Origin of the sequence: Minwuia thermotolerans (assembly GCF_002924445.1) — a bacterium.
In the GTDB taxonomy this organism is placed as follows: Bacteria; Pseudomonadota; Alphaproteobacteria; order Minwuiales; family Minwuiaceae; genus Minwuia; species Minwuia thermotolerans.
The window spans coordinates 282,148-307,242 of record NZ_PIGG01000031.1 but is presented as its reverse complement, the minus strand read 5'-3'; the positions used below and the strand labels follow the sequence as shown (position 1 = coordinate 307,242).

27 protein-coding genes and 1 tRNA gene are annotated in these 25,095 nt (G+C 68.0%); 19 read left to right on the top strand and 9 right to left on the bottom strand.

What is annotated here, in order from left to right; all coding sequences use genetic code 11:
* Positions 1–251 precede the first annotated feature (251 nt).
* Positions 252–869 (top strand): adenylate/guanylate cyclase domain-containing protein, encoded by a 618-nt coding sequence (locus CWC60_RS09385; protein WP_109793726.1) that lies wholly within the window; start codon positions 252–254, stop codon positions 867–869.
* Here the strand turns inward: CWC60_RS09385 and CWC60_RS09380 are convergent, their stop codons facing one another.
* Positions 870–2,099, bottom strand: a complete 1,230-nt coding sequence (locus CWC60_RS09380) for an APC family permease (RefSeq protein WP_109793725.1) — start codon at positions 2,097–2,099, stop codon at positions 870–872.
* Between the two features lie 122 nt (positions 2,100–2,221).
* On the opposite strand from CWC60_RS09380, the gene CWC60_RS09375 reads away from it, so the two are divergent.
* The gene (locus CWC60_RS09375) at positions 2,222–3,379 is read left to right on the top strand and encodes an acyl-CoA dehydrogenase family protein (RefSeq protein ID WP_109793724.1); all 1,158 of its coding nucleotides are present in this window, start codon (positions 2,222–2,224) and stop codon (positions 3,377–3,379) included.
* Between the two features lie 239 nt (positions 3,380–3,618).
* Here CWC60_RS09375 and CWC60_RS09370 read toward each other — a convergent pair whose 3' ends face one another.
* Positions 3,619–4,215, bottom strand: coding sequence for a DUF6064 family protein (locus CWC60_RS09370; RefSeq protein WP_277422324.1), 597 nt, complete (start codon positions 4,213–4,215; stop codon positions 3,619–3,621).
* Positions 4,216–4,310: 95 nt separating this feature from the next.
* On the opposite strand from CWC60_RS09370, the gene CWC60_RS24265 reads away from it, so the two are divergent.
* A complete protein-coding gene (locus CWC60_RS24265) occupies positions 4,311–4,508 on the top strand; it encodes a hypothetical protein (protein WP_164516457.1) in 198 nt (65 codons plus the stop codon).
* 137 nt (positions 4,509–4,645) lie between these two features.
* On the opposite strand, the gene CWC60_RS09360 is transcribed toward CWC60_RS24265, so the two are convergent.
* Positions 4,646–5,383 (bottom strand): nickel/cobalt transporter, encoded by a 738-nt coding sequence (locus tag CWC60_RS09360; protein ID WP_109793722.1) that lies wholly within the window; start codon positions 5,381–5,383, stop codon positions 4,646–4,648.
* A gap of 148 nt (positions 5,384–5,531) precedes the next feature.
* Positions 5,532–5,605: transfer RNA gene (locus tag CWC60_RS09355), tRNA-Gln, on the bottom strand.
* Between the two features lie 190 nt (positions 5,606–5,795).
* Between CWC60_RS09355 and CWC60_RS09350 the strand changes: the two genes are divergently transcribed.
* The 7 genes from CWC60_RS09350 to guaA all read left to right on the top strand — a co-directional run bounded on the left by CWC60_RS09350 (position 5,796) and on the right by guaA (position 13,320).
* Positions 5,796–6,779, top strand: a complete 984-nt coding sequence (locus tag CWC60_RS09350; protein WP_164516456.1) for a Ppx/GppA phosphatase family protein — start codon at positions 5,796–5,798, stop codon at positions 6,777–6,779.
* Positions 6,780–6,788: 9 nt separating this feature from the next.
* Positions 6,789–7,490: an RlmE family RNA methyltransferase gene (locus tag CWC60_RS09345; protein WP_109793720.1), complete on the top strand. Its 702-nt coding sequence runs from the start codon at positions 6,789–6,791 to the stop codon at positions 7,488–7,490.
* A gap of 115 nt (positions 7,491–7,605) precedes the next feature.
* Complete coding sequence (locus CWC60_RS09340) at positions 7,606–8,274, top strand: transglutaminase-like domain-containing protein (protein ID WP_109793719.1); 669 nt, start codon at positions 7,606–7,608, stop codon at positions 8,272–8,274.
* Positions 8,275–8,344: 70 nt separating this feature from the next.
* On the top strand, positions 8,345–9,838 hold the full coding sequence (guaB, locus tag CWC60_RS09335) for an IMP dehydrogenase (RefSeq protein ID WP_109793718.1): 1,494 nt from the start codon (positions 8,345–8,347) through the stop codon (positions 9,836–9,838).
* 22 nt (positions 9,839–9,860) lie between these two features.
* Positions 9,861–11,150 (top strand): RsmB/NOP family class I SAM-dependent RNA methyltransferase, encoded by a 1,290-nt coding sequence (locus CWC60_RS09330; RefSeq protein ID WP_164516455.1) that lies wholly within the window; start codon positions 9,861–9,863, stop codon positions 11,148–11,150.
* Between the two features lie 48 nt (positions 11,151–11,198).
* A complete protein-coding gene (locus CWC60_RS09325) occupies positions 11,199–11,699 on the top strand; it encodes a tetratricopeptide repeat protein (RefSeq protein ID WP_109793716.1) in 501 nt (166 codons plus the stop codon).
* Between the two features lie 73 nt (positions 11,700–11,772).
* Complete coding sequence (guaA, locus tag CWC60_RS09320) at positions 11,773–13,320, top strand: glutamine-hydrolyzing GMP synthase (protein ID WP_109793715.1); 1,548 nt, start codon at positions 11,773–11,775, stop codon at positions 13,318–13,320.
* Positions 13,321–13,344: 24 nt separating this feature from the next.
* Here guaA and CWC60_RS09315 read toward each other — a convergent pair whose 3' ends face one another.
* Positions 13,345–14,577, bottom strand: coding sequence for a serine hydrolase domain-containing protein (locus CWC60_RS09315; protein WP_109793714.1), 1,233 nt, complete (start codon positions 14,575–14,577; stop codon positions 13,345–13,347).
* A gap of 264 nt (positions 14,578–14,841) precedes the next feature.
* On the opposite strand from CWC60_RS09315, the gene CWC60_RS09310 reads away from it, so the two are divergent.
* On the top strand, positions 14,842–15,783 hold the full coding sequence (locus CWC60_RS09310) for a GlxA family transcriptional regulator (RefSeq protein WP_206419851.1): 942 nt from the start codon (positions 14,842–14,844) through the stop codon (positions 15,781–15,783).
* Positions 15,784–15,787: 4 nt separating this feature from the next.
* A complete protein-coding gene (locus CWC60_RS09305; protein ID WP_109793712.1) occupies positions 15,788–16,177 on the top strand; it encodes a hypothetical protein in 390 nt (129 codons plus the stop codon).
* On the opposite strand, the gene CWC60_RS23560 is transcribed toward CWC60_RS09305, so the two are convergent.
* A complete protein-coding gene (locus CWC60_RS23560) occupies positions 16,168–16,344 on the bottom strand; it encodes a hypothetical protein (RefSeq protein WP_164516454.1) in 177 nt (58 codons plus the stop codon). The genes CWC60_RS09305 and CWC60_RS23560 overlap by 10 nt on opposite strands.
* Positions 16,345–16,421: 77 nt before the next feature.
* On the opposite strand from CWC60_RS23560, the gene CWC60_RS09300 reads away from it, so the two are divergent.
* Positions 16,422–17,810, top strand: coding sequence for a DNA recombination protein RmuC (locus tag CWC60_RS09300; protein WP_109793711.1), 1,389 nt, complete (start codon positions 16,422–16,424; stop codon positions 17,808–17,810).
* Between the two features lie 6 nt (positions 17,811–17,816).
* Here CWC60_RS09300 and CWC60_RS09295 read toward each other — a convergent pair whose 3' ends face one another.
* Complete coding sequence (locus CWC60_RS09295) at positions 17,817–18,848, bottom strand: hydroxyacid dehydrogenase (RefSeq protein ID WP_109793710.1); 1,032 nt, start codon at positions 18,846–18,848, stop codon at positions 17,817–17,819.
* A 59-nt stretch (positions 18,849–18,907) separates the two neighbouring features.
* Between CWC60_RS09295 and CWC60_RS09290 the strand changes: the two genes are divergently transcribed.
* Complete coding sequence (locus CWC60_RS09290) at positions 18,908–19,324, top strand: hypothetical protein (RefSeq protein WP_109793709.1); 417 nt, start codon at positions 18,908–18,910, stop codon at positions 19,322–19,324.
* Here the strand turns inward: CWC60_RS09290 and wrbA are convergent.
* The gene (gene wrbA / locus CWC60_RS09285; RefSeq protein WP_109793708.1) at positions 19,290–19,928 is read right to left on the bottom strand and encodes an NAD(P)H:quinone oxidoreductase; all 639 of its coding nucleotides are present in this window, start codon (positions 19,926–19,928) and stop codon (positions 19,290–19,292) included. The genes CWC60_RS09290 and wrbA overlap by 35 nt on opposite strands.
* 241 nt (positions 19,929–20,169) lie before the next feature.
* On the opposite strand from wrbA, the gene CWC60_RS09280 reads away from it, so the two are divergent.
* The 5 genes from CWC60_RS09280 to CWC60_RS09260 are packed head-to-tail and all read left to right on the top strand — an operon-like array spanning position 20,170 to position 24,189.
* On the top strand, positions 20,170–20,814 hold the full coding sequence (locus CWC60_RS09280) for a DUF1007 family protein (RefSeq protein WP_164516453.1): 645 nt from the start codon (positions 20,170–20,172) through the stop codon (positions 20,812–20,814).
* Positions 20,802–21,785: a nickel/cobalt transporter gene (locus CWC60_RS09275; protein WP_109793706.1), complete on the top strand. Its 984-nt coding sequence runs from the start codon at positions 20,802–20,804 to the stop codon at positions 21,783–21,785. Before CWC60_RS09280 ends, CWC60_RS09275 begins: the two co-directional genes overlap by 13 nt.
* Before the next feature lie 56 nt (positions 21,786–21,841).
* Positions 21,842–23,053, top strand: coding sequence for an NAD(P)/FAD-dependent oxidoreductase (locus CWC60_RS09270; protein ID WP_109793705.1), 1,212 nt, complete (start codon positions 21,842–21,844; stop codon positions 23,051–23,053).
* Between the two features lie 35 nt (positions 23,054–23,088).
* The gene (locus CWC60_RS09265) at positions 23,089–23,403 is read left to right on the top strand and encodes a 2Fe-2S iron-sulfur cluster-binding protein (RefSeq protein ID WP_109793704.1); all 315 of its coding nucleotides are present in this window, start codon (positions 23,089–23,091) and stop codon (positions 23,401–23,403) included.
* Positions 23,404–23,409: 6 nt separating this feature from the next.
* Positions 23,410–24,189 carry a polyphosphate kinase 2 family protein gene (locus CWC60_RS09260; RefSeq protein ID WP_109793703.1) on the top strand — a complete coding sequence of 260 codons (780 nt, stop codon included), beginning with the start codon at positions 23,410–23,412 and terminating at the stop codon, positions 24,187–24,189.
* A 78-nt stretch (positions 24,190–24,267) separates the two neighbouring features.
* Here CWC60_RS09260 and CWC60_RS09255 read toward each other — a convergent pair whose 3' ends face one another.
* On the bottom strand, positions 24,268–24,915 hold the full coding sequence (locus CWC60_RS09255) for a PRC-barrel domain-containing protein (protein WP_109793702.1): 648 nt from the start codon (positions 24,913–24,915) through the stop codon (positions 24,268–24,270).
* Positions 24,916–25,095 lie beyond the last annotated feature (180 nt).

Below are 25,095 nucleotides of genomic sequence, written 5' to 3'. Positions count from 1 at the left end.
ATGTGGCTGGCCGGACTGCAGCTGGTCTTCGTGCGGGGCGGATGGTGGATCGATGCGGCCCTGCCGACCGCCACGATGCTGGCAGCCGCAGCAGCAGCCGCCTTGCCGCGCATCATCAGCACGGATCACGCCAGGCGCCGGCTGTCGCGATATGTGCCCACCGGCTTTGCCGAGGCGCTGGGTCGGGATGAGCCGGGTTTTGGCCGGGGCCGCCGTCCGGCCACGATCCTTTTCGTGGACATGCCGAGGCGCTGGGTCGGGATGAGCCGGGTTTTGGCCGGGGCCGCCGTCCGGCCACGATCCTTTTCGTGGACATCCGCGGCTTCACGACGCTCAGCGAGGCGCTCGGACCGGAACGGTCGGCGGCTCTGCTGGAAGGATTCTACGCTGCCGTCGAAGCTTCGGTGGAGGCCCATGCCGGCGCCATCGACAGCTATCTGGGCGACGGGGCCATGGCCGTCTTCGGCATGGCCGCATCGGCGCCGGACGACCCGGTGCGTGCGCTCGCCTGCGCACGCCAAATGGCCGGCCGTCTCGAGGCCTGGTCGGGCGGGACGGACACGCCGGCCGACTGGCGCTGGGGCTTCGGCATCGGCGTGCATCATGGGCCGGTGGTCGTCGGCCCGATCGGCGGGCAGCGCCGATTCGAGCTCACCGCAACCGGCGACACCGTGAATGTGGCCAGCCGCCTGCAGGCGCTTGGCGCGGACCTGGCGGCGACAGTCGTGATCAGCGAAACCGTGGCCGCCGCGGCGCGCGCGGCAGGCCGAACGGACCTGCTCGATGGCTTCGAGGCCCTGCCGGAGCAGACCGTGCGCGGCCGTCGCGAACCGCTCGACCTTCACGTACTGCCCCGGACGGCATCCTGATCAGATGACGCCGAGCAGCGAGAAAATCTCCCGAATGGCGAGGCCCGCGGTCAGCACGAGACCCAGCGCACCGATCCAGCGCCGGCGGCGCAGCGGTCCTTCCTTCTCCCGCGAGCCGAGGACGAGCAGGGCGAGGTTGACGGCGGCGAAGACCAGCAGCGTCACCGTGGTCGTTGCACGGGCGAGGGTCTCGATGGGCAGGGTCAGCGCCAGAATGGCGATCAGGACGACGATCAGCCAGATTGCCACATAGGGCGTCCGCCGTCGCCCGACGCGGGCCAGCGGGGCGGGCATCATTTCCTCCCGCGCCATGCCGTAGAGCAGCCGGCTGGCCATGATGGTCTGCACGATCACGCCGTTGACCACGGCGATCAGCGCGAGGGTGGAGAGCCAGGCGCTCGACTGTCCGGTCAGTTGCTGCCACATCGTCGCCAGCGGCGCGCCGCTGGCCGCGAGCGCCGCCGGATCGGGGGCGCCCGCGGCGATCAGCGCCAGCAGCAGATAGAGCGCGGTGGAGATCGCCAGGGTGCCGATGATGGCGCGGCCCATCACGCGGGCCGGATCGACCGTCTCCTCGGCCATGTTGACGATGTCCTCGAAGCCGATGAAGGCGAAGAAGGCGAGCACCGCGGCGCTGACGATCGCCGTGACCGGCAGGGCGCTTCCCGTTCCGAACGCCACCCACCAGACCTCGCCCGTCGCCAGCACTGGCGCGCCCGCGGCGATGACCACCAGCAGGATGCCGATCTCGACCACGGTCAGGGCCGCTGCGGCGCCGACGCTCTCGCTGACGCCGCGCTGCACCAGCAGGCCGGTGAGCACGAGCCCGCCGACGATCGCCAGCGGCTGCGGCACCGCAAGCAGTTCGGCCAGATAGCCCGTGAAGCCCAGCATGATCGTGGCGCTGGAGACGATGCCCACCAGGGCGACGCCGATGCCGACCGGAAATCCGGCTCCGCGGCCCAGGGCGGCCTTCACGTAGAGCGAGGCGCCGGCCGCTGCCGGAAAGCCACGCGAAAGGATGGCGTAGCTGGCCGCCGTCACGCCTGCGATGGCCGCCGCGAACAGGAACGCCAGCGGCGCGCGCGGGCCCGCGACGCCCACCACCGAGCCGATGAGGACGAAGATGCCGGCGCCGACAGTGACGCCGACGCCGTAGAGGATCAGCAGCGGCAGCCCCAGCACGCGTTTCAGGCCGTGCTCGCCGCCATTGTCTGCTTTCGGGTTCATCGGCGACACCAGAGCCCGGTGCGCCGCCGCTGTCCATGGTTTGCCGCCGCGCGCCTCTGCGCCGTTGCGTCGCGGCGCGCCTTGGAAGAGATTGGGGGCGGACGACCAAGGGGAGGAAAGAGATGTCGGTTCAGCGCACGCTGTTTTCGCCGGAGCACGACCAGTTCAGGGACAGTGTCCGCCGCTTCATCGACGCGGAGATGGTGCCCCACAACGAGAAGTGGGAGGACGACGGGATCGTGCCGAAGGAGGTCTGGCGGCGCGCCGGCGAGATGGGAATGCTCTGCTGCAGCATGCCCGAGGAATATGGCGGCAGTGGCGCCGACTGGCTCTACGACGTCGTGGTCATCGAGGAACTGGCCCGCGCCGGGCTCTCGGGCCCCGGTTTCGTCGTCCATTCCGAAATGTGCGCGCCCTACATCCTCGCCTGGGGCTCGGAAGAGCTGAAGCGGGAATGGCTGCCGAAGATGGTCACCGGCGAGGCCGTCGGCGCCATCGCCATGACCGAGCCGAACGCCGGCAGCGACGTGAAGCGGCTGCAGCTCCGCGCCCGCCGCGACGGCGACGACTACGTGCTCGACGGCCAGAAGGTCTACATCTCCAACGGCCAGAACGCCGATGTCGTGGTCACCGCGGCCAAGACGGACCCGGAGGCCGGCGCCCGCGGCGTCAGCCTGATCGCCGTGCCGACCGACACGCCGGGCTTCGAGCGCGGCCGCAATCTCAAGAAGATCGGCATGAAGGGCCAGGACACCTCGGAGCTGTTCTATTCGGGCGTGCGCGTGCCCGTCGGCAACCGCCTGGGCGACGAGGGCAAGGGCTTCGCCATGCTGATGACCAAGCTGGCGCAGGAGCGTCTGACCCAGGCCGTGCGCTCGGTCGTCTGCGCCGAGACGGCGATCCGCCAGACCGTCGAGTACACGAAGACCCGCGAGGCCTTCGACGGCACCATCGCCGACTTCCAGAACACGCAGTTCGTCATGGCCCAGCTCGACGCCGAGACCACGGCGATGCGGGTCTTCGTCGACTGGTGCATCCAGCGCTTCATGGCCGGCGAGTTGACCTCGGTCGATGCGGCCAAGGCGAAGATGCTGTCGACGGACCTGCACTGCAAGGTGGTCGACCAGTGTCTGCAGTTCTTCGGCGGCTATGGCTACATGTACGAATATCCGATCGCCCGGGCCTATGTGGATGCGCGGGTGACGCGGATCGCCGGCGGCGCCATCGAGGTGATGAAACAGATCATCGGCCGCGACCTCTATTCACGGAACGAGATGTAGCGGCCGCTCGACGATCAGTTCCGCTCGCCGACGCCGGCCGAGACGGCAGTGTACGAGCGCGAGCCGCAGGAGAGCCGCAAGCCTGCCTTCCAGTGGCTGCCCGCGAGTTCGGAGGCGCGATCGGGGCTGTACTACATCATCTTCTGCGTGGTTGCCGTGATAGTCGGGATGTCCCTAGGGTACCGTGCGTGATCCCTCCGCGAAGCCGGAATCCTGGGAGCACGCCTTGCTGCCCAGGTTCAGGAGCCGGGGTGGTCCTGCCGGCATCGCCGGCCGCTTAGCATCGCGATGACCAGAAACATGCCGGCGGCGGCGAGCCCGAAGTCTTGGGGCACTTCAAGGAGCACTGCCGCGGACCCGCCTATGAGGCTCCAGACCAGAGGAATCGTCGCCAGCATCCAGCGCTGCGGATGATCGGCCAGAATGAGCAGTCCCAGGGTGAAGATCACCGTCGGGCAGGGCGCAACCCCGAACAGGGGCGTTTCCGGATAGGGCTGGGCGCCAAGCAGGCCGATCAAGGGGTAGATGATCAGCGCATATGCGATCAGAGCGCCGGCGAGCCAGGCCCGGAAACCGCCTTCGAGACGCATGCTGATACGGCCTCGCCAGGCGCCTTCGATGGCGAACAGGACCGCCTGGAGGATGAACAGCGCGCCGAACAGATTCGCAGCAGGATTGATCTCCGCAAAGAACGTCAGGTGGTAGCCGACGCCCATAAGCAGCCACATCGCCCCGAGCAACGCGAACGCCGCCCGTTGCGCCCTTCCGCTTCCGATGAACAGGCATCCAGTCATCGCCAGGCCAAGCGCTTCCGTGAGGATCTGAGTGGGCCAGATAGCCTGGTTTTATGCGGTGAAGACCTCGAGGAACTGGTCGGTCGTGAAGGGCAGCATGGGCGGACTTTTCCTTCCTGAACCTACGGCCAGCGATCGTGATGCATGTCGATGACGAAAGCGTGGGTGTGCTGACCGCCGGCGTGCCTGTGCGGATGGCGGTGCGGCTCCGGACCTTCCCAACCTTCGTGCGGATGCTGGTGATGCTGGTCGTGCACGTGGAGATGTTCGTGCCGCATCGCTTCGTGCTCGTGGCGGAGTACGACCGGATCCAGAGGAATAGCAGGGCCGCGTAACCCGGCGCGAACCAGCCCAACCCGAGCGCGGCCGCCACGGCCATGTGGAGCGCGAGCAGCGCGGTCACCTGAGCGGCGAAGAGCCGCCGGTAGACGGGGTGCGCGAAGGGGGAAAGCGTGGTCTCCGGAGGGCTCAATCAGGTCACCTCCGCCAGCAGCAGGAACGACCCCAGCGCCATCACGCATCCGGCGCCGAGGACCTGAAGCACTCTGCCCGCCCTCATGAGGGTGGACATGTGGCGGCTCGAGGCGGCGATCAACCAACGTCGCCCCAGGATCGCCAGGAGCGCGAATGCGCCAACGGTCGCAACCATGCCCAGCGCCATGGCGATCGAGACGAGAACGCCGAACGCGACCGCGCCGGTGCCGCTCGCCGCCACCATGATGATGGTCGTCAGCGGACAGGGCGAAAGGCCGGCCAGATAGGGCAGGAACCGTCCTCCGTGCACATGCGCCCGGGCGGGGTGCGGGCGGAGGGCTTGAATGAGCAGGAACAATCCTACCAGGGCGACCCCCCCATAGCTGATCTGGCGGACGAGCGGAAAATCGGCAGGCCGGAAGCCGAAGGAAATGTCGACGATGGTCAGGGCCGCCAGTACCAGTATGACGGCGGAACCGACATGAGTTGCGATCAGCTTGAGGCTGCCGGTGAATGCCTGCCGGACGCGGGCGTCGCCGGCGATGAAATAGGCCATCAGGATCGATTTGCCGTGGCCAGGGCCGACTGCGTGGACCAGGCCGAAGACAATGGAAAGGAGGAGCACGAGCGTGCCCTGCGTCCAGTCGTCAGCTGAGGTCGCCTCGCGAAACGACGATGCGAGCGCGCCCTGAATCTCGCGCTGCAGTCGGGACAGTTCCAGGAGGACCGTGTCCATTCATGTGCCTGACGTCGTGGAACGGGCTGGCTGCGAGCGGAATACGCTCGGACAAAATCGAGTGGAACGCCAGTCCGGTCTTGCAGCATCGCGCGCAAACAAACCGTTGAATGACCGGGTGGTCGCACATGGGGGAAGCGCAGGAAACTGGCTGGGGGACTAGGATTCGAACCTAGATTGACGGAGTCAGAGTCCGCTGTCCTACCATTAGACGATCCCCCAGCGGATACGCCCGGCGGGCGCGGCGACTATCTATTGGGCCGGCCCGTGGATGTCAACCGGACGTTGGAAGTTCCGGTTGCACCTTAACAAGTCACGGCCCGGCTTGCTAATCTGCCCCTTGAACCAGCCCGCCCGGTTCGCGCTGCGCGGGCGCGAACGGACGCCGTAACACAGGAGTGGAGGCAGCGTGGTGCACGATCGTCTGCGGCGGCGCAGCTACGCCGCCATCGACCTGGGCACCAACAACTGCCGTCTGCTGATTGCGCGGCCGGATGGCGACGGCTTCCGGGTGACCGACGCCTATTCGCGGATCGTCCGTCTCGGCGAGGGCGTGGGCGAGAGCCGCCGTCTAGGGGAACCGGCCATGGCGCGCACCATCGAGGCGCTGAAGGTCTGCGCCGACAAGATCGCCCGCCACCATTGCTGGGATGTGCGCTGCGTCGCCACCGCCGCCTGCCGGAGCGCCGACAACGCCGGCGAGTTCATCGCGCGGGTCAAGCGGGAGACCGGGCTCAGGCTGGAGATCATCGACGCCGCCGAGGAGGCGGCGCTGGCGCTGGCGGGCTGCAAGTCGCTGCTGCTCGGTCAGTCCGAGCCAACCCTGGTCTTCGATATCGGCGGCGGCAGCACGGAACTGGCGCTCGCCGAGCCCTTCGGCGGCGGAGAGCATCATCTGGTGCGCTACGCCTCCTTCCCCATCGGCGTGGTCAATTTCGCCGAGCGCTTCGGCGGTGTGGACGTCGATGACGACACCTACCGGCGCATGGTCGCGGCCTCGGAGGAGGCCATCATGGACTTCCAGATCGAGACCCGGGCAGCCATGGACCGGCCGTTCCGGCTGCTCGGGACCTCCGGCACGGTCACCACGCTCGCCGGCGTGTTCCTCGATCTCGTACGCTATGACCGCACGGCAGTGGACGGGCTGACCATGCCGGCGGCGCGGATGACCGAAATCTCCGACCATCTCCGCAGGCTGACCTTGAAGGAGCGCGCGGCCCATCCCTGTGTGGGGGCGGGGCGGGCCGACCTGGTGGTCGGCGGCTGCGCCATCCTGCAGGCGATCCTCAACCTCTGGCCGGTGCAGGAAATCACCGTCGCCGACCGGGGCCTCAGGGAAGGCATCCTCCTGGAACTGATGAACGCCGACGCGCCCCTGCTCGCGGCCGGCGACTAGGAGGGGCGAATGGCCAGGAAACCCGGACCCGGCGGCGGCTCCCGCCGGCTGACCGAAAAGGTGAAGACGGCGCGCGGCCGCAAGCTGTCGTCGACCCGGTGGCTGGAGCGGCAGCTCAACGACCCCTATGTCGCCGAGGCGAAGGCCCAGGGCTGGCGCTCCCGCGCGGCCTTCAAGCTGTTGCAGATCGACGAGAAGTTCGGCCTGCTGCGGAAGGGCGGTCGGATCGTCGATCTGGGCGCCGCGCCGGGCGGCTGGTCGCAGGTCGCCGCCGCGGCGGCGGGCGAGGGCGGATATGTTCTGGCCGTCGACATCCTGGAGATGGAGCCCATCCCCGGCGTCGAGGTCATGCAGCTCGACTTCACCGAGACCGACGCCGATGCGAAGGTCCGCGAACGCCTTGGCGGGCCGGCGGACGTGGTCCTGTCGGACATGGCGCAGCCGGCCACGGGGCACCGCCAGACCGACCATCTGCGCATCATGGCGATGGCCGAACTGGCGCTCGATTTCGCCTCGCAGGTGCTGAAACCCGGCGGGGCGTTCGCGGTCAAGCTGCTGCAGGGCGGCGGCGAGAACGACTTCCTGAACCGGGTCAAGCGCGACTTCCGGCAGGTCCGTTTCGCCAAGCCCGATGCCAGCCGCAAGGGGTCTGCGGAGAGCTACATGGTTGCCACGGGGTTCCGGGGCGGCGATGACGCGGAGCAGCCATAGCCCACGCCGAGCGGACCTGCGCAGGGCGGGAAGCCGACCCGCCGCGGCGGGTCTTGATCCGTCGGCGGCGGGAGACGAACATCCGCCCCGCGGGAGTTACCGAGGAGAACCGACCATGAGCGAGAGCGAGACCTGCCTGGCGCCGACGGACCTGATCGATGCCGACAACCCGGCGATCGCGGCCTTCGCCCGGCGTGTCGTGGGCGACGAGACCGACCCGAAGGCCAAGGCGATCCGCCTCTACTACGCCGTGCGCGACGAATTCCGCTATGACCCCTATGGCGTGGTCATGGACCGGGATCATTTTCGCGCCAGCGCCTGCCTGGAGCGGGGCGCGGGCTTCTGCATCACCAAGGCCGGGCTGCTGGCGGCTGCGGCGCGGGCCGAGGGGATTCCGGCGCGGCTCGGCTTCGCGGACGTGCGCAATCACCTGTCGACGGCGCGCATGCGCGAGACCATGGGCACGGACCTGTTCTACTACCACGGCTATACGGAGCTGAAACTCGGCGGGCGGTGGGTGAAGGCGACGCCGGCCTTCAACCTGGAACTCTGCGAGAAGTTCGGCGTCCTGCCGCTGGAATTCGACGGCGAGACGGATTCGATCTTTCATCCGTTGACCGCGGACGGCAAGAAGCACATGGAATATGTGCACGAGCGTGGCCACCGCGACGACATGCCCTTCGAGGAGATCAGCGCCAAGTTCCGCGAGATCTATCCCTACATGTTCGACAAGGCGATCGAGGGCGATTTCACCGCCGAGGCGGCGGCCGAAAGCGCGGCCTGACGGCGCCGCCCTGGGCCTGCCCTCGGCTGCGCCCGACTGTCCGCTTGCCGTTCATCTCCCGATGCCATACATGGCGGTCTCGCAGCCGGAGGTGTTCCAAGTGATCAAGATTCGCGAAGCCCTCACGTTCGACGACGTGTTGCTGGCGCCCAGAGCCTCTTCCGTCCTGCCTGCCGAGGTGAACACGAAAACCCGCGTCACGCGGGAGATTTCCCTCGGCATTCCGCTGCTTTCCTCGGCGATGGACACGGTGACCGAATCCGACATGGCCATCGCCATGGCGCAGGCGGGCGGCATGGGCGTGATCCACAAGAATTTCGATATCGCCGGGCAGGCGGACGAAGTGCGCAAGGTCAAGCGCTACGAATCGGGAATGGTCGTCAATCCGGTGACCATCTACCCCGACGAGCCGCTGGCCAATGCCCTGGCCCTGATGGCGACCCGGCGCATCTCCGGCATCCCGGTGGTCGAGCGCGGCAGTCGCAAGCTGGTCGGCATCATCACCAACCGCGACGTCCGCTTCGCCACCGATACCCGACAGCCGGTCTCGGAACTGATGACGAAGGAGAATCTCGTCGTCATCCAGGAAGGCAACATCGAGGAGCGCGAGGTCAAGGGCCTGCTGCACCAGCGCCGCATCGAAAAGCTGCTGGTCGTCGACGGGGACTACCGCTGCGTCGGTCTGATCACCGTCAAGGACATCGAGAAGGCGGAGATGTATCCCAACGCCTCCAAGGATGTGCAGGGCCGGCTTCGCGTCGCCGCCGCCACGGGCGTGGGCGACGAGGGTTTCCGCCGCACCGAGGCGCTGATGGAAGCCGGCGTCGACCTGGTGGTGGTCGACACCGCACACGGCCATTCCTCCCGCGTCATGGAGGCGGTGAGCCGCATCAAGAAGCTGTCGAACTTCACCCAGGTGGTGGCCGGCAATGTCGCCACCGCCGAGGGCGCGATGGCGCTGGTGGACGCCGGCGCGGACGCTGTGAAGGTCGGTATCGGCCCGGGCTCGATCTGCACGACGCGCGTGGTCGCCGGTGTCGGCGTGCCGCAGCTCACGGCGGTCATGGATGTTGTCGAACAGTGCGACAAGCTGGGCGTGCCGGCCATCGCCGACGGCGGCATCAAGTTCTCTGGCGATCTGGCCAAGGCGATCGCCGCCGGCGCCTCCTGCGCCATGATCGGCTCCCTGCTGGCCGGCACCGACGAGTCGCCGGGGGAGGTCTTCCTTTACCAGGGCCGTTCCTACAAGTCCTACCGCGGCATGGGCTCGGTCGGGGCCATGGCGCGCGGCTCGGCCGACCGTTACTTCCAGGAGGAAGTCAAATCGGAGCTGAAGCTGGTGCCCGAAGGCATTGAGGGCCGCATCGGCTACAAGGGTCCGGTAGGCGCTGTTCTGCACCAGCTCGTTGGCGGCCTGCGCGCGGCCATGGGCTACACCGGCTGCCGCGACATCGACGAGATGCGCTCGAGCTGCGAATTCCTTCGCATCACCAATGCCGGCCTGCGCGAGAGCCACGTCCATGACGTGGAAATCAGCCGGGAAGCCCCGAACTACAGCGGTTGAGCCCGTTGTCCGGAATGACGGCATGAGGCCGGAGGCCCGTCTCGAGGCCGCGATCGAGATCCTCGACCGGCTGGAAACCGCGCAGAGTTCTCTCGAGGACCTGATGCGCGGCTATTTCCGGGAGCGGCGCTACGCCGGGTCCGGCGACCGCCGCGCCATCGGCGCGACCGTTTATGGCGTCCTGCGCCGCCGCGGCGAACTCGACTGGCGTCTGTCGAAGGCGAAATGCCGCTGTGACAACAGATTGCGGGTCTTTTTTCTGACGACACTCGAGCATGGTCCGGGCCTTGCCGAAGGCCCCCATGGTCCCGAGTTGCCCGACGAGGCGGAGCGTGAGGCGCTTTCGGCGGCCGTCCTCTGCGCCATGGAGACGGCGCCGGCCTGGGCGCGGCTCAACTACCCGGCCTGGCTGGAAGGGGAGATCGCAGAGAGTCTCGGAGCCTCGCATGAAGCCGAACTGCGCGCGCTCTGCGAGGGCCGGGCTGCGACCGATCTCAGGGCCAACACGCTGAAGACCGATCGCGATCGCCTGGCCGGGATGCTGGCCGAGGAGGGCTTCGCCACGGAGCCCATTGCGCTGGCTCCCCATGCGTTGCGCCTGACCGCCGATGGCCGGGCGGACCAGAGCCGGGCGTTCGGACAGGGACTGTTCGAAATCCAGGACGCCGGCAGCCAGTTCGTCGCCCAACTGACCGGCGCGCGGCAGGGTCAATGGATCGCGGACATCTGCGCCGGCGCCGGCGGCAAGGCCCTGGCCATGGCCGCCGACATGGACAACCGCGGACAGATCTTCGCCATCGATGTCGATGCGGGGCGACTGAGGCGTCTGGCGGCCCGGGCCGAACGCGCCGGCGTGCGCAACATCCAGACGCGGCGTCAGCCGGCGGAGGCGGGCTGGCCCGACGACTGGCGGGGCCGCATGGACGCCGTGCTGGTGGATGCGCCCTGTTCCGGCAGCGGCACCTGGCGGCGTCAGCCGGAACTGCGCTGGCGGATGACGGCGGAAGGGCTGGCGCGCAACGCCGTGCGCCAGGGCGCGATGCTCGACGCCGCGGCCGATCTGGTGAAGCCGGGCGGCCGGCTGGTCTACATCACGTGTTCGTTCCTGGCCGCCGAGAATGAGAAGCCGGTCACAGATTTTCTTGTCCGTCACGCCGACTTTTCGGTCACGCCCTGGCGGGAAGCCGCCGCGGCCGCCGGAGTGACGGACCTGCCGGACGCGGACGGAGCGCATGACTTCCTGCGTCTGACGCCGCTGAAACACGGTGTCGACGGCTTTTTTGCCGCTGTCATGACGCGGGGATTGAGCTAAGGTTCGGCAGGCTCGGCACGGCAACAGAGACAGATCGGGAGTTTCGGAATGCTGCATCAGATTCGTGGCCTGGCCGCGGCCCTCGCGGTGGCTTCGGTGGCCTTCGCGCCGGTGGCGGCGGGCGCCATGGGCTCGAGTTCGGACGATTCGTCCAGTTCGTCGAAACCGGAGAAGAGCGTGGTGAAGGAGCCGGGCTTCTACGAGCGCGGCGTCGCCGCCGTGGAGGCGCAGGACTGGAGCAACGCCATCGTCTACATGGGCAAGGCGATCAACGCCGATCCCGACAACGCCGACGCCTACAACTACCTGGGCTACGCCCGCCGCAAGTCGGGCGACTACCAGGGCGCGCTGGACGCCTACAAGGTGGCTCTGGACCTGAACCCCGAGCACAAGGGCGCACACGAGTATATCGGCCAGGCGCATCTGGAGATGGGCAATGTCGCCGAGGCGGAGAAGCACCTGGCGGCGCTCGATTCGATCTGCACCTTCGGCTGCGCCGAATACACCTCGCTCAAGGACGCAGTTTCCCGCGCCAAGGGCTCGAGCTGAGGCGGTAGTCCGCCTGCTGGACAAGTCATGGCCGCCCCGCTAGACGGGGGCTTTCCTCCACGGGCGGGCGGCCATGACCGACAGCATTCTGATCGTCGACTTCGGATCGCAGGTGACGCAGCTCATCGCGCGCCGCGTCCGGGAAGCCGGCGTCTACAGCGAAATCGTTCCCTTCGACCGCTCGCCTGAGGCGCTGGAGCGCATGAGGCCGAAGGGGGTGATCCTCTCCGGCGGGCCGGCCAGCGTCACCTTCGAGGAAACGCCGCGCGTGCCGCCGGCGATCCTCGAATCGGGGCTGCCGCTGCTCGGCATCTGCTATGGCCAGCAGACCATGACCGCGCAGCTCGGCGGCAAGGTCGATCCGAGCGATCACAAGGAATTCGGCCGCGCCCGGCTTGAGGTCGTCGACGGCTGCGACCTGTTCGATGGCGTCTGGTCGGCGGGCAACAGCTATCAGGTCTGGATGAGCCACGGCGATTCGGTCAGCGCCCTGCCGCCCGGCTTCCGTGTGGTCGGCCGCTCCGCCAATGCGCCCTTCGCCGCCATCGCCGACGACGAGAACCGCCGCTATGGCGTGCAGTTCCACCCGGAAGTCATGCACACCCCCGACGGGGCGGCGCTGCTACGCAATTTCTGCGCCCGCGTCTGCGGCTGCGTCGGCGACTGGACCATGGCTGCCTTCCGCGAGACCGAGATCCGGCGCATCCGCGAACAGGTCGGCCAGGGCCGGGTGATCTGCGGGCTGTCGGGGGGCGTCGATTCGGCGGTCACCGCGGTATTGGTGCACGAGGCGGTGGGCGAGCAGCTCACCTGCGTCTTCGTCGACACCGGCCTGATGCGCCAGGGCGAGGCCGAGGAGGTCGTCGGCCTGTTCCGCGACCACTACAACATCCCGCTGGTCCACGTTGAGGCGGAAGACCAGTTCATGACAGCGCTGGCCGGCGTGACCGACCCGGAACAGAAGCGCAAGGCCATCGGCAAGCTGTTCATCGATGTCTTCGAGGCCGAGGCGAAGAAGGTCGGCGGCGCCGATTTCCTGGCCCAGGGCACCCTCTATCCGGACGTGATCGAGAGCGTCTCCTTCTCCGGCGGCCCCAGCGTCACCATCAAGTCGCACCACAATGTCGGCGGCCTGCCCGAGCGCATGAACATGAAGCTGGTGGAGCCGCTGCGCGAGCTGTTCAAGGACGAGGTGCGCCGCCTGGGCCGCGAACTCGGCCTGCCCGAAGGCTTCGTCGGCCGCCATCCCTTTCCCGGGCCGGGTCTCGCCATCCGCATTCCGGGCGAGGTCAGCAAGGACCGCGCGGACACGCTGCGCAAGGCGGACGCGATCTATCTCGACGAGATCCGCAAGGCCGGCTTCTACGACGAGATCTGGCAGGCCTTCGCCGTGCTGCTGCCGGTCCAGACCGTGGGCGTGATGGGCGACGAGCGTACCTACGACCACGTGCTGGCGCTCCGCGCGGTGACGTCGACCGACGGCATGACCGCCGACTTCTTCCAGTTCCCCCACGACTTCCTGGCCCAGACGGCCACGCGGATCATCAACGAGGTGCGCGGCGTCAACCGCGTCGTCTACGACGTCACCTCGAAACCGCCCGGCACCATTGAGTGGGAGTAGCGCCGGGCGATTTCGGGCTCCGGATCAATTGCGACCCGCCCCGTAGAGGGCTTCGCGGATCTCGGCGGGAAAGTCGCCGATGACGCCGGCCGTCGAGGTGTTGGTCAGCACCACGACCGAAAGCTTCGCCACCGGGTCGACGAACCAGTGGCCGCCGAGCACGCCACCCCACTGCCATGTGCCGGGATTCTGCGGCGTCTCCGCGGCCTCCGGGTCGAGCAATACTGCCGCGCCGAGCCCGTGGCCCCAGCCTTCGCCTTCGGTCCACGCCCTGAGCTCACCGATGGCATGCGTTGACAGCAGCCGCGCCGAGGTCTCGCTCAGGATCGGCCCGCCCCCGCGCCGCAGCGTCTCCAGAAGGATCAGGTAGTCGCCCGCTGTCCCGTTCATGCTGGCCCCGCCGGAAGGATAGGCGTTCGGGTCCAGAGCCCGCGCCGGCGCAAACGCGATGCCGTCGCCCAGCGGGATGGTGTCGCCGCCGTCCGCCATGCGCTCCGCGCGCCCGGGGCCGTCCCGATAGGGGACCGCCAGGCGAACGGGATCGACGACATGGAAGGCAGTGTCTGACATGCCAAGGGGGCCGGTAACGTAGCGCGCTACCACTTCCGGCAGCGGCATGCCCGCAGCCTTCTCGACGACCGCGCCGAGCACGTCCGTCGACAGCGAGTAGCGCCACGCAGTCCCCGGCTCGTGCAGCAGCGGCGCCTCCACCAATCTCCGCAGTGCCGATTCCAGATGGCCTTGCCAGACCTCCAGGCCTTGGGGCACCTGCAGTTGCTCATAGGGGTTCCCGCCTGGTTCGAGGAAGCCGTAGGCGAGGCCCGAGGTGTGGGTGAGCAGATGCCGGACCGTGATCGCCGGGCGGCGTCCGTCGGGCAAGGCGGGACGGAACCAGGGCAACCACTGCGCGACCGTGTCCTGGAGCGCGAGCTTCTCCCGGTCGATCATGGCCATCGCCGTCACTGCGACGATCAGCTTCGACATGGAGGCGAGGCGAAAGATCGTGTCCTCGCGCACCGGCGTCGCGGCCTCGCGGTCGGCCCAGCCGGCGGCGCGGCGATACACGGTTTCGCCGTCGCGGGCGGCCAGCGCCACCACACCGGCGATTCGCTCTGACGCGATCCACCGCTCGATCACTGCGTCGACCGCGCCGGCAAGGTCCTCGGCGGCATTTGTGGCGGCCGGCCAGAGTGTGGCGGCGGCGATACCTGCTGCGATGGCGCGGAGCTTCCATGGTCCGGTTCTGGCGAGATGCATCGTTTCGTCCTTCGTTCGAGATTGCCTAATGAGGCCGTGATGCCCCGTATCCGGGGGTGACGTCAGTGTGAGAATGGACAAAAACGGGTCATTTGTGCCAAATGCGCGATCATGTTCAACGAATCGGACTTCACGCCGGTACGAGCGAGCCTGCTTGCTGTGCCAGAGAGCACGCCGACGGCGCTGCACGCCTTCCTGGAGATATTCGCTGGCGTCGGCGTGGCCTGGGAGGCCTTGACGGGCGAGCGATCGGACGCGCGGCGCATGGCGGCCCGGATCGTCGCGCGCGAAAGGCGTGTCTTCACGACAGCCCTCGGCGTGCCCATCGCGCCGCATGCGGATCTTGCCGAAACCTCGTGCTCGGACCTGATCGTGATCGGGGATCTCGACCTTACGGACGGCATACCGCCAGCAGGCCGCTGGGGGCCGGAAATTCAATGGCTACGCGAAGAGTGGGAGCGGGGCGCTGTGATCTGCTCGGTCTGCACCGGCGCGGTGCTGCTGGCGGAGACGGGGCTTCTGGACGGGGTTGAGGCGACCACCCACTGGAGTGCTGCCAGCCTGTTCCGGGAGCACTATTCCGCCGTACGCCTTCGTTCCGAGCGCATTCTTTCGCCTGCCGGGCCTGAACACCGCCTCGTCACCAGCGGGGGGCCAGGCTCCTGGGAAGACCTTGCGCTCTATCTTGTCGCCCGTTTTGCCGGTGAGGAGGAGGCGCAGCGCATCGCCAGAATCTTCGTTCTCGGCGACCGCTCGGACGGCCAGCTTCCCTTTTCCGCCATGGGCCGGCCGAGGGCGCATGACGATGCGGTCATCGGCGCCTGTCAGAGCTGGATCGCCGCGAACTACACGGAATCCTCACCAGTGAAGCGGATGATCAACCGTTCGGGACTGGCGGAACGGACCTTCAAGCGCCGCTTCAAGGCGGCGACAGGCTACACGCCGGTCGATTATGTCCAGGCCCTGAGGATCGAGGAGGCGAAGCAGATTCTGGAAACCACTGGCGATCCGGTCGAGGATGTGGCGCTCGCCGTGGGCTATGCCGATCCGGCGTTCTTCCGCCGGCTGTTCAAGCGGCGGGTCGGCGTGACGCCCGCTCGCTATCGCCAGCGCTTCCGTTCCTGGCCACGTCCGGCGGCGGCTGGCCCGTTTACTGCATCTTCACGAATGGCTGGTGCGATTGGCATCGCCCCGATCAGGAGATGAGACGATGACGGCACTGAAGGCCGCGATTGGCGAACTGGACGAATTCACCGACGAGGAACGCTGGCAGGCCGAGGATCTGGTCCGCCGCTTCGGGCCGGAGGCGGAGAACGTGACCACGGCGCAGATGATCGAGGCGCTGGAGAGCGGCGAGATCGAGCGCATCGTCTCGCGCGTGCGGATGCGCCGCTGCGTGCGCAAGCTCTCCCAGAAGGAGCCCTACATGCGGCGCCTGACCGACAAGATCGCGGCGGCAGTGGAGCAGGCGCTGGAGCAGGGGCGGGTGTCGCTTGCACAGCGCCTTCGTCCGGCCTTTTCCGCGGCGCGTGAAGCCGAAATCCGTCATCAGGAAGATCGCAGGGCGGCGCAGGAAAACGCGGAACTGGTTCAGCTGTAGAGCAGCCGGTAGGCGATCGCCGCGGCTGCCGTCAGGCCCATCCACAGCGCCACGTGCCGCAGCGCCGTCCGCATGTCGGGCCGCATGCGCACGAAGGCCGGCACCACCAGGATCAGCACCGCCAGCAGGAACACCACGCGGGCTATGATGTAGCCTTCCTCGCTCATTTTTCCTCCATAGCACGTTCGCAGTCCGTTCGCGACTCGGTTAGATTGGTCCCCTTGCAGCCGAAGGAGACCGGGGAATGGACATGGCCGGAATCGGACCCGTGGCGGCGGTCGCCCTGGCCGCCGCGGTTCTCGTGGCGGTCGCGGCCTATCTCGCCGTGCGCCGGGCCGCCTCGGGAAACGGCGACGCCGCGGCCGAACGCGACGCCCGCATCGCAGCCGAGGGACAGGCCGCGCGCCTGGAGGAGGCGGTACGCCGTCTCGAAGCCGACGAGCGGGAGGCCCGCGAGGCGACGGCGAAGCTGGAGGCGCGGCTGGAGGCGGAGCGGAACCGGGCGGGAACGCTGGAGCGCGACCTCGCCACGCTCCGGGTCGAACGGCAGAAGGATGCCGAGCGCGCCGAGCAGCAGATCGCCGAACTCAAGGACGCCCGGGAGGCGATGACCAAGGAGTTCCGCCTGCTGGCCGAGGAGGTGATGGCGAAGCACGGCCAGACCTTCCGCCAGCAGAACCGGGAGCAGATCGAGGGACTGCTGAACCCGCTGCGCCAGAAGATCGTCGAGTTCCAGCAGGGCATGACCCACGCCCAGCAGGAGGCGGCGACGGGCCGCGCGACGCTGGCCGAGCAGATCCGCATGCTCAGCGAGCGCAGCGGGGAGATGACGCGGGAAACGCTGAACCTCACCCGGGCGCTCAAGGGCCGGACCCAGACCCAGGGCGCCTGGGGCGAGATGATCCTCTCCACCATCCTGGAGAAGTCCGGTCTGCGCGAGGGCGAGGAATACGCGACCCAGCAGAGCGAGACGATGGAGGACGGTCGCCGGCTCCGCCCGGACGTCGTGGTCAACCTGCCCAACGATCACAAGATCATCGTCGATTCAAAGGTCTCCCTCGTCGCCTTCGAGGAATTCGTCAACGCCGAGGACGAAGCCGGCCGCGCCGCGGGGCTGAAGCGGCACGTCGATTCGCTGCGCGGCCATATCCGGGATCTGTCGTCGAAGGACTACAGCCGCATCGCCGGTGTGACCCCCGACTATGTCATCATGTTCGTGCCGATCGAGGGCGCCTTCGCCGCGGCGCTGGAAACGGCGCCGGACCTGACCGGCTTTGCCATCGGCCAGAACATCACCATCGCCACGCCGACCACGCTGATCACGCTGCTGCGTACGGTGGCGAACCTCTGGCAGGTGGAGCGCCAGCAGAAGAACGCCGAGGAGATCGCCAGCCGGGCGGGGCTGCTCTACGACAAGTTCGAGGGCTTCGTCTCCGACATGTCGCGGATCCGCAAGGGTCTGGATTCCGCGACCCAGGCCCATGACCAGGCGATGGGCAAGCTCTCGACCGGCCGCGGGAATCTGGTCAACCAGGCCGAAACGCTGCGCCAGCTCGGCGCCAAGACCAAGAAGCGCCTGCCGGACGAACTGATCGAGGACGCCATCGCCCCGGAACTGCTGGAGCAGGATTGACCTTCCTCATCCACCGAGAATCTCCCGGAACCGGGCACGGTAACGGGGCAGGACCTCAGGGTTCACGGGCCGGGCAGGGTCGCCGCCGGCCATCAGCCCAATCAGCTGTGTTGCGGCATACTCGGCCATGCGTTCCCGGCTGTCCCTGGTCACGCCGGCCGTGTGCGGCGTGGCGATGACGTTGTCGAAGCCGAGCAGGGGATGATCCGCCGCCGGCGGCTCCGTGTCCCAGACATCAAGGCCCGCGCCGCCCAGACGGCCGCTTTCCAGCGCTTCGGCCAGCGCCGCCTCGTCGTGGATCGAACCGCGCGCCGTGGTGACGAACAGGGCCCCGGGCTTCATCCGGGCGAAAGCTTCGGCATTCAACATGCCGCGCGTCTCCGGCGTCAGCGGCGTATGGACCGTGACGATGTCGGCCCGCGTCAGCACTTCTTCGAAATCGGCCTGAACCGCATTGCGTTCTGCGAAATCGGCGCGGGCGATATAGGGGTCGCAGGCCAGAACCTCGCAGCGGAACGCGCTGCGGCAGATTTCGGCCATGCGCGCGCCGACATGGCCCAGGCCGATGATGCCGACCGTCTTGCCCAGCAGATCGGCGCCGCGGAACTCGACGCGCGCGCCGTTCCAGCCGCGTCGCAGCGCACGGTCGGACTGCGGCGCCTTCTTCAGCAGCATGAGCATCATGCCAAGCGCGTGCTCGGCCACCGCCTCGGCGTTGCCGCCGGCCTGGTTGACCACCAGCACCCCGGCCTCCGTGCAGGCGTCGATGTCGAAGGTATCGACCCCCGAGCCGCCCGAGGAGACGACGAGCAGTTCCGGCGCGCGTGCCAGGAACTCGCGATGAATGCGCAATGGCTCCGGCACCTCGTCACGCGCCGGCACGCACTGATAGGCATGCGCATCGGCGAGCGCGGCGAAGCTGTCCTCGAGCGGCTGGTCGCGGCCGATCCGGACGACCTCGAGTCCCGGCGCATGGGGCTTGAGGATGTCGAGCGCGTTGTCTGCGGGAAAGGCGTCGAGGTAGACGATCTTCGGCAAGGCGGTTCCTCAGGGGGCGTTTTAAGGTTTTGCTGAGGATAGTCGGGCAGGCTGCCGGGATGCGATGGATTTCCGCCCTGCTGTGTCTTCTGCCCTTCGCCGCCGTGGCCCAGACCGTGGTGATCGAGGAGGGCCGCTGCCGCCTGGCGGAGCTACACCAGCCGGCGCCGGACGTCGCCTATCAGCCCGGCGTGGATGTCCATGGCCGGCCGGTTGCGCCTGCCGACATCGGCGGCGGTTCCAATGTCACGCCGCCGTCCGAAGTCTCGATCCAGCTCCTCATACCGATCACGGAGTTCCTTGCGGTTGCGCCGCCATTTCTCGGTGAAGTCGAGGTCAACGCCGGCGAGGTCACGGTGGACACGCGCACGGGCGCCATCCGCTACCGCGGACAGCGCCTCGACGCGCCCTATGCCGTGATCTGCGACGAGGAGGCGGAGGTTACGCCGCCTCCGCCGCCGGCACGCCCGCACTGAGCTGACCCTTCAGGCGGCTCGCAATCTCGGTGATGTGGCGGCCCTGGAAGCGGGCGCCCTCCAGTTCGACCTCGGACGGCTGCCGCGAGCCGTCGCCGCCGGCGATGGTGGAGGCGCCGTAGGGCGAACCGCCCTTGATCTCGTCCAGACCCATCTGGCCCTGGAAGGCGTAGGGCAGCCCGGCGACGACCATGCCCTGATGCAGCAGCGTGGTGTGGAAGGAGAGGATCGTGCTCTCCTGACCGCCATGCTGGGTGGCCGACGAGGTGAAGACGCCGCCGACCTTGCCGACCAGCTTGCCCGTGGCCCAGAGCGCCCCGGTCTGGTCGAGGAAATTGCGCATCTGTCCGCACATCATGCCGAAGCGGGTGGGCGTGCCGAAGATGATGGCGTCGTAGTTTTCCAGCTCTTCCGGGCTGGCGATCTCGACGTCCCGGTCGCGCTTGAAGCCCTTCGCCTGCGCGATGTCATCGGGGACCGTTTCCGGGACACGCTTCAGGTCAACCTTGGCGCCCGCGACGGACTGCGCGCCTTCGGCCACGGCCTTGGCCATGGTTTCGACGTGGCCGAACGCGCTGTAGTAGAGAACCAGTACCTTGGTCATGGGGAATACCTTTCTTGTTGTACCCGGCCGTTGTGGCCGATGTGGGGGAGGGGCGGGTTTGCGACGACAGCGACATGTCCGCCCGCTCGGAAGACGCTGCTGCACCGGAGATATGCTGCCTGCGTCCCGAGTCAGGCCCCGTCGATGGAAACGCTTCGTTTCTGCGGATGCACAGCGATTCCCCGATGCGCACCGCACGGCGCGTGTGATAGGAAGGTTCACCGGTTCGGAGGTCAGTGGAATGGGACGCGTGTTTGTTTCGGCCATTCTGGCGGCGGCGCTGCCGCTGCTGGCGGCGACGGCGGTCAGCGCGCACCCGCATGTCTGGGTCGACACCAGAACCGCCTTCATCTTCGACGATCAGGGCCGCGTCTCCGCCGTGCGCACCACATGGCGTTTCGACGAACTGTATTCCGCCTTCGCCATCCAGGGCTCCGACGCCGACAGCGACGGCAAGACGTCGGAGGCTGAACTCGCCGAACTCGCCGCCACCAATGTCGGCCACCTGGCGGAATGGAACTACTTCACCGAGGTTCTGGTCGGCACGGCTGAGGCCGGCTTGGGGAAGGTGACGGAATTCGGGGCCGAGGACGACGACGGCGTTCTGGTGATGTGGTTCGTCCTGCCGCTGGAATATCCTGTCAGTCCGGCCGACGTGGCCGTCCGCCTGCGCACCGTGGATCCGAGCTACTATGTCGCCTTCGATACCGATCCCGCCGCCGAGGTGGCCCTGGTCGGGGGCGCGCCGGGCAACTGCAGCGCCGTCGGGATGGCGGCAGGCGAGCAACCCGAGAACGTATCCGACACCGAAGTCGCGTCCCTCACACAGGACAGCGCCTGGGCCGCGGCTTTCGCACCGGTCGTCAGCCTGAGATGCGGCCGCTGATTCTTCTTGCCGGCGCGCTGCTGGCGTTCCTGATCGCTGCGAACGCCCCAGCCGCGGCCCAGCAGAGCTCGCCCTTTCAGCGCGGTCCGGCGCCGCAGGCGGAAGCGGCGAAACCATCCTGGTACGGCGAGGCAATGGCGGAGGTCCGCCGCATCCAGGGCGAGCTCTACCGCCAGCTGGCCGGGGCCGTCCGGGTGCTGAAGCAGGATTACAGCCTCTCGACCGCGTGGGGACTCATTGCCATCAGCCTGCTCTACGGGGTCTTCCACGCCGTCGGCCCCGGGCACGGCAAGGCAGTGATCACGTCCTACCTTCTGGCCAACGAACGTGCGGTGCGGCAGGGCGTCCTGCTGGCCTTGCTGTCCTCGGTGGCGCAGGGCGTGAGCGCGATCGCGCTGGTCTTCGGCGGCGCATGGGCCTTCGACCTCGTTGGACAGCGGCTGCTCGGCGCGGCCTGGTCGCTGGAGCAGGCGAGTTTCGGCCTGATCGCGGCGATCGGCGCCTGGCTGCTCTGGCAGGCGGCGACGGGACGCGGGCATCCACATCACCGGCACAGCCATGATGAGCAGGATCACGGGCACGATCACCATCATCACGGGCCCGACATGGCGGTTCTGACGCGGGAGCCGCTCACCATCCGGCGCGCCCTCCCCATCGTGCTGGCAGTCGGAATCCGGCCCTGCGGCGGGGCGCTGATCGTCCTCGTCTTCGCCATCGCCAACGGCCTCTACTGGGCCGGTGTCGGCGCGACCTTCGCCATGTCGATGGGAACGGCGGTCACGGTCTCGGCGCTGGCCGTTCTCACCCTGGCGTCCAAGCGCCTCGCCCTCGGTCTCGCCGCCCGCGACATGGTCTGGATCGGGCGGATCGAGGTGGGGCTGAAGGTTCTCGGCGCGCTCGCCCTGCTGGCTTTCGGCCTGATCTTCCTGGCCGCTTCGCTCGACGGTCCGCGCGCGCCCTTCGGGGTCTGATCGCGAGGGCCCGTCGCGTCTTCCTTCGTCTCCCGTCTTTGCGTAAGAAGGTCGGCATGAGCCAGAAAGCAGTGATCATCGGCGCCGGCCATGCCGGCGGCATCCTGGCGGCGCAGCTTGCCCGCGCAGGCGAGGCCTTCGACATCACACTGGTGGGCGAGGAGACCTGGCCCCCCTACGAACGGCCGCCGTTGTCGAAACAGCTGCTGGCGGGCGAGATCCCGGTGGAGAAGACCTTTCTCCGGCCTGCGGACTTCTACGAGAAGAAGGGCATCGACCTGAAGCTCGGCGTCCGCTGCGACGTGATCGACCGGGAGGGCCGCAAGGCCATGCTCTCGGACGGCACGGCGCTCGACTACGACCTGCTGGCGCTCTGCACCGGCGCCCGGCTGCGCCGTATCGACATTCCCGGCTCGGCCTTGCCGGGCGTCCATTACATCCGCGCGATCGCCGACACGGAAGCCATCCGCGCCGAGGCGCGCGAGGGCAGCCGCGTCGTGGTTATCGGCGGCGGCTATATCGGGCTGGAGGCGGCGGCGGCGCTGTCGACCATCGGCTGCCGCGTGAAGGTGATCGAGATGATGGACCGTGTCATGGGGCGTGCGGTGGCCGAGCCCGTCTCCCGGTTCTACGAGGACCAGCACCGCAAGCATGGCGTCGAGATCCTGCTGAACACCGGCGTCGCCGAATTCGTCGGAACCGACCGAGTCCAAGCAGTGGTCGATACCGCCGGCCAGCGCCATGACTGCGACCTGATCGTGGTGGGCATCGGCGTCATCCCGAATGTCGAACTGGCCGAGACGGCGGGCCTCGCGATCGGCGACGGCATCGTCGTCGATGAACGGGCCCGGACCTCGGATCCGGCGATCTGGGCCGCCGGCGACTGCACCGACCACCCCAACGCCCTGCTGGGGCGGCGACTCCGTCTGGAATCGGTGCAGAACGCCGTCGACCAGGCCCGCTGCATCGCCAACGAATGGCAGGGCAAGGGCGCCGACTATGCCGAGGTGCCCTGGTTCTGGTCCGATCAATTCGATCTGAAGCTGCAGATGGCCGGGCTTCCCGGACCTGATGACCAGGTCGTCGTTCGCGGCGACCCGGCGAGCGGCGCCTTCTCGGTCTTCTATCTCCGCGACGGCAAGGTCACCGGCGTCAACGCGGTCAATGTCGGCGGCGACTATGTCCGCGGCCGCAAGTGGATCGCCGAAGGACGCGATGTCGATCCCGCGCGTCTTGCCGACACGGCCATTCCGGTCAAGGAAGTCTGAAACGAACACGAGTCACGGCTGAACAAGGGGAAGTCATGCCGACAATCCACGTCATCAACCGCGCCGGGGAGCCCTCGGACTTCGAGGCGGAAACCGGCGTCTCCGTTATGGAGAACCTGCGCGACAACGACTACGAGGTGGAGGCGATCTGCGGCGGCTCCTGCTCCTGCGCCACCTGCCACGTGTATGTCGACCCTGCCTGGCTGGAAAAGCTGCCGGCTCAGGAAGCCGACGAGCGCGAACTGGTGAGCGATGAGCCGACCTACCAGCCGAACTCGCGCCTTTCCTGCCAGATCGAGATGACCGAGGACCTGGACGGCCTGACGCTCACCATCGCCCCCGAGGCCTGAGCCGCGATGGCCTCGCGTCTCGCCGACGTCGATCTGGATGCCACGATCGGCAGGAAGGACTATGCGGCCCGGCTCGACGACCTCCAGCACGCGATGCGGACGATCGAACTGGCCTACCGGCGCTTCGACCTGCGCGCCTGCATCGTCCTGGAGGGCTGGGACGCGGCCGGCAAGGGCGGCCTGATCCGGCGAATGACGGCCAGGATGGATCCGCGCGGCTTCCAGGTCTGGCCCATCGCCGCCCCGAAGGCGCAGTATCACGGACGCCATTACCTCGAGCGGTTCTGGGCGCGGTTGCCCGAGCCCGGCATGGTCGCGATCTTCGATCGCTCCTGGTATGGGCGGGTGCTCGTCGAACGCGTCGAGGGCTTTGCCGAAGAGGCGGAGTGGCGCCGCGCCTATGACGAGATCAACGATTTCGAGCGGATGCTGACGGACGATGGCGTGCAGGTCGTGAAGCTGTTCCTGCATGTCTCCGCCGAGGAGCAGGAACGGCGGTTCCGCGCTCGGCTGGACGACCCCTGGAAGCGCTGGAAGCTGACGGTCGAGGACTTCCGCAACCTCGACAGGCGGCGCGCCTACGAGGCTGCGATCGATGAAATGCTGGCGCGGACCGACAGTCCGGATGCGCCGTGGCGGGTGATCTCCGCCGAGCAGAAGCGCCATGGCCGCATCGCCGCGTTGAGTCAGGTAGCCGAGCATCTGGGCGCCGGCGTGGATCTCGGGCCGCCGCCGCTCGATCCGGATGTCGAGACGCTGGCGGCTGAGCGGCTGAAGGGCGACTGAGCGTGCGGGCCGCGCAACCGGGAACGCCCCCGGAGCGTCGGCTCCGAGGGCGTCGGTCTTCGCACGTGGCGCCGAGGGTCAGCCCTGGTATTCGGGCAGGGACTCGATCTCGGCCTCGCTCATGGCGACCACGGCCGCCTCGGTGTCGACGTTGACCTGGTTGGCCGGAACCTCGACGGTCCGCGAGCCCAGGCCCAGCAGGATGCCGCCGGTCTCGACCAGCACCGACTTCACACCGCCCGAGCTATCGTGCAGAACGCCGACGACCTTGCCGACCTTCTCGCCCGCGCTGTCGCGTACGTCCTTGCCGACCGCTTCGGCCACGGTGATGGCCTGGCCGGTGGTCTCGCCCACGCCGACGGCGGTGTCGTCGGCCATGTCGCCGGCTTCATCCACCACGCCGCCTGCGGCGTCGCCCGCGCCGTCGATGGCGGAGCTGTCGCCCTCGGTCGAAATCCCCGCATCGGCGTCCGCGCCCGCTTCGACGTCAGCGCCGGCGCCCGCCTCGGCGTCTGCTTCGGCGCCGGTCTCTTCCTCGGCCTTCATGCCCGCCCTGGCGTCCGTATCGGCCGTGGCGTCAGCATCGGCCTTGGCGCCGCTCTCGGTTCCGGCCTCGACACCGGCCTTCAGCCTGGTGTCGGCGTCGGCTTCCGCCTTCATGTCCGCAGCCATCGCCGAACCGGCGAACAGGGCTGCGATCGAAGTCATGATCAGAGTCTTGCGCATTGCGAAGACCTCCACTTGTTTCTGGTTGTTGTACAGTCGGCTCGACGACGTCGGGCCCGGCTTCTTGTCGTCCGGTTCATCCGCGCCGCCGATACCTGTCAGATAGGCCGATGCAGGAGCGTTTGAACCGCCGCTCCGAGGCGTCACAGACCGGTCACTGCCCGGCCCCAGGCGGCCGTG

Bases quoted from the DNA above. Each gene is read 5' to 3' on its own strand.
- CWC60_RS09265 (WP_109793704.1), top strand. From the start codon at position 23,089: ATGCCGACAATCCACGTCATCAACCGCGCCGGGGAGCCCTCGGACTTC.
- CWC60_RS09290 (WP_109793709.1), top strand. From the start codon at position 18,908: ATGCGATGGATTTCCGCCCTGCTGTGTCTTCTGCCCTTCGCCGCCGTG.
- CWC60_RS09315 (WP_109793714.1), bottom strand. From the start codon at position 14,577: ATGCATCTCGCCAGAACCGGACCATGGAAGCTCCGCGCCATCGCAGCA.
- guaB (WP_109793718.1), top strand. From the start codon at position 8,345: ATGGCGGTCTCGCAGCCGGAGGTGTTCCAAGTGATCAAGATTCGCGAA.
- CWC60_RS09270 (WP_109793705.1), top strand. From the start codon at position 21,842: ATGAGCCAGAAAGCAGTGATCATCGGCGCCGGCCATGCCGGCGGCATC.
- CWC60_RS09330 (WP_164516455.1), top strand. From the start codon at position 9,861: ATGAGGCCGGAGGCCCGTCTCGAGGCCGCGATCGAGATCCTCGACCGG.
- CWC60_RS09325 (WP_109793716.1), top strand. From the start codon at position 11,199: ATGCTGCATCAGATTCGTGGCCTGGCCGCGGCCCTCGCGGTGGCTTCG.
- CWC60_RS09380 (WP_109793725.1), bottom strand. From the start codon at position 2,099: ATGAACCCGAAAGCAGACAATGGCGGCGAGCACGGCCTGAAACGCGTG.
- CWC60_RS09275 (WP_109793706.1), top strand. From the start codon at position 20,802: ATGCGGCCGCTGATTCTTCTTGCCGGCGCGCTGCTGGCGTTCCTGATC.
- guaA (WP_109793715.1), top strand. From the start codon at position 11,773: ATGACCGACAGCATTCTGATCGTCGACTTCGGATCGCAGGTGACGCAG.
- wrbA (WP_109793708.1), bottom strand. From the start codon at position 19,928: ATGACCAAGGTACTGGTTCTCTACTACAGCGCGTTCGGCCACGTCGAA.
- CWC60_RS09260 (WP_109793703.1), top strand. From the start codon at position 23,410: ATGGCCTCGCGTCTCGCCGACGTCGATCTGGATGCCACGATCGGCAGG.
- CWC60_RS23560 (WP_164516454.1), bottom strand. From the start codon at position 16,344: ATGAGCGAGGAAGGCTACATCATAGCCCGCGTGGTGTTCCTGCTGGCG.
- CWC60_RS09280 (WP_164516453.1), top strand. From the start codon at position 20,170: ATGGGACGCGTGTTTGTTTCGGCCATTCTGGCGGCGGCGCTGCCGCTG.
- CWC60_RS09340 (WP_109793719.1), top strand. From the start codon at position 7,606: ATGAGCGAGAGCGAGACCTGCCTGGCGCCGACGGACCTGATCGATGCC.
- CWC60_RS09360 (WP_109793722.1), bottom strand. From the start codon at position 5,383: ATGGACACGGTCCTCCTGGAACTGTCCCGACTGCAGCGCGAGATTCAG.
- CWC60_RS09345 (WP_109793720.1), top strand. From the start codon at position 6,789: ATGGCCAGGAAACCCGGACCCGGCGGCGGCTCCCGCCGGCTGACCGAA.
- CWC60_RS09375 (WP_109793724.1), top strand. From the start codon at position 2,222: ATGTCGGTTCAGCGCACGCTGTTTTCGCCGGAGCACGACCAGTTCAGG.
- CWC60_RS09300 (WP_109793711.1), top strand. From the start codon at position 16,422: ATGGACATGGCCGGAATCGGACCCGTGGCGGCGGTCGCCCTGGCCGCC.
- CWC60_RS09255 (WP_109793702.1), bottom strand. From the start codon at position 24,915: ATGCGCAAGACTCTGATCATGACTTCGATCGCAGCCCTGTTCGCCGGT.
- CWC60_RS09310 (WP_206419851.1), top strand. From the start codon at position 14,842: ATGGCGGCCCGGATCGTCGCGCGCGAAAGGCGTGTCTTCACGACAGCC.
- CWC60_RS09305 (WP_109793712.1), top strand. From the start codon at position 15,788: ATGACGGCACTGAAGGCCGCGATTGGCGAACTGGACGAATTCACCGAC.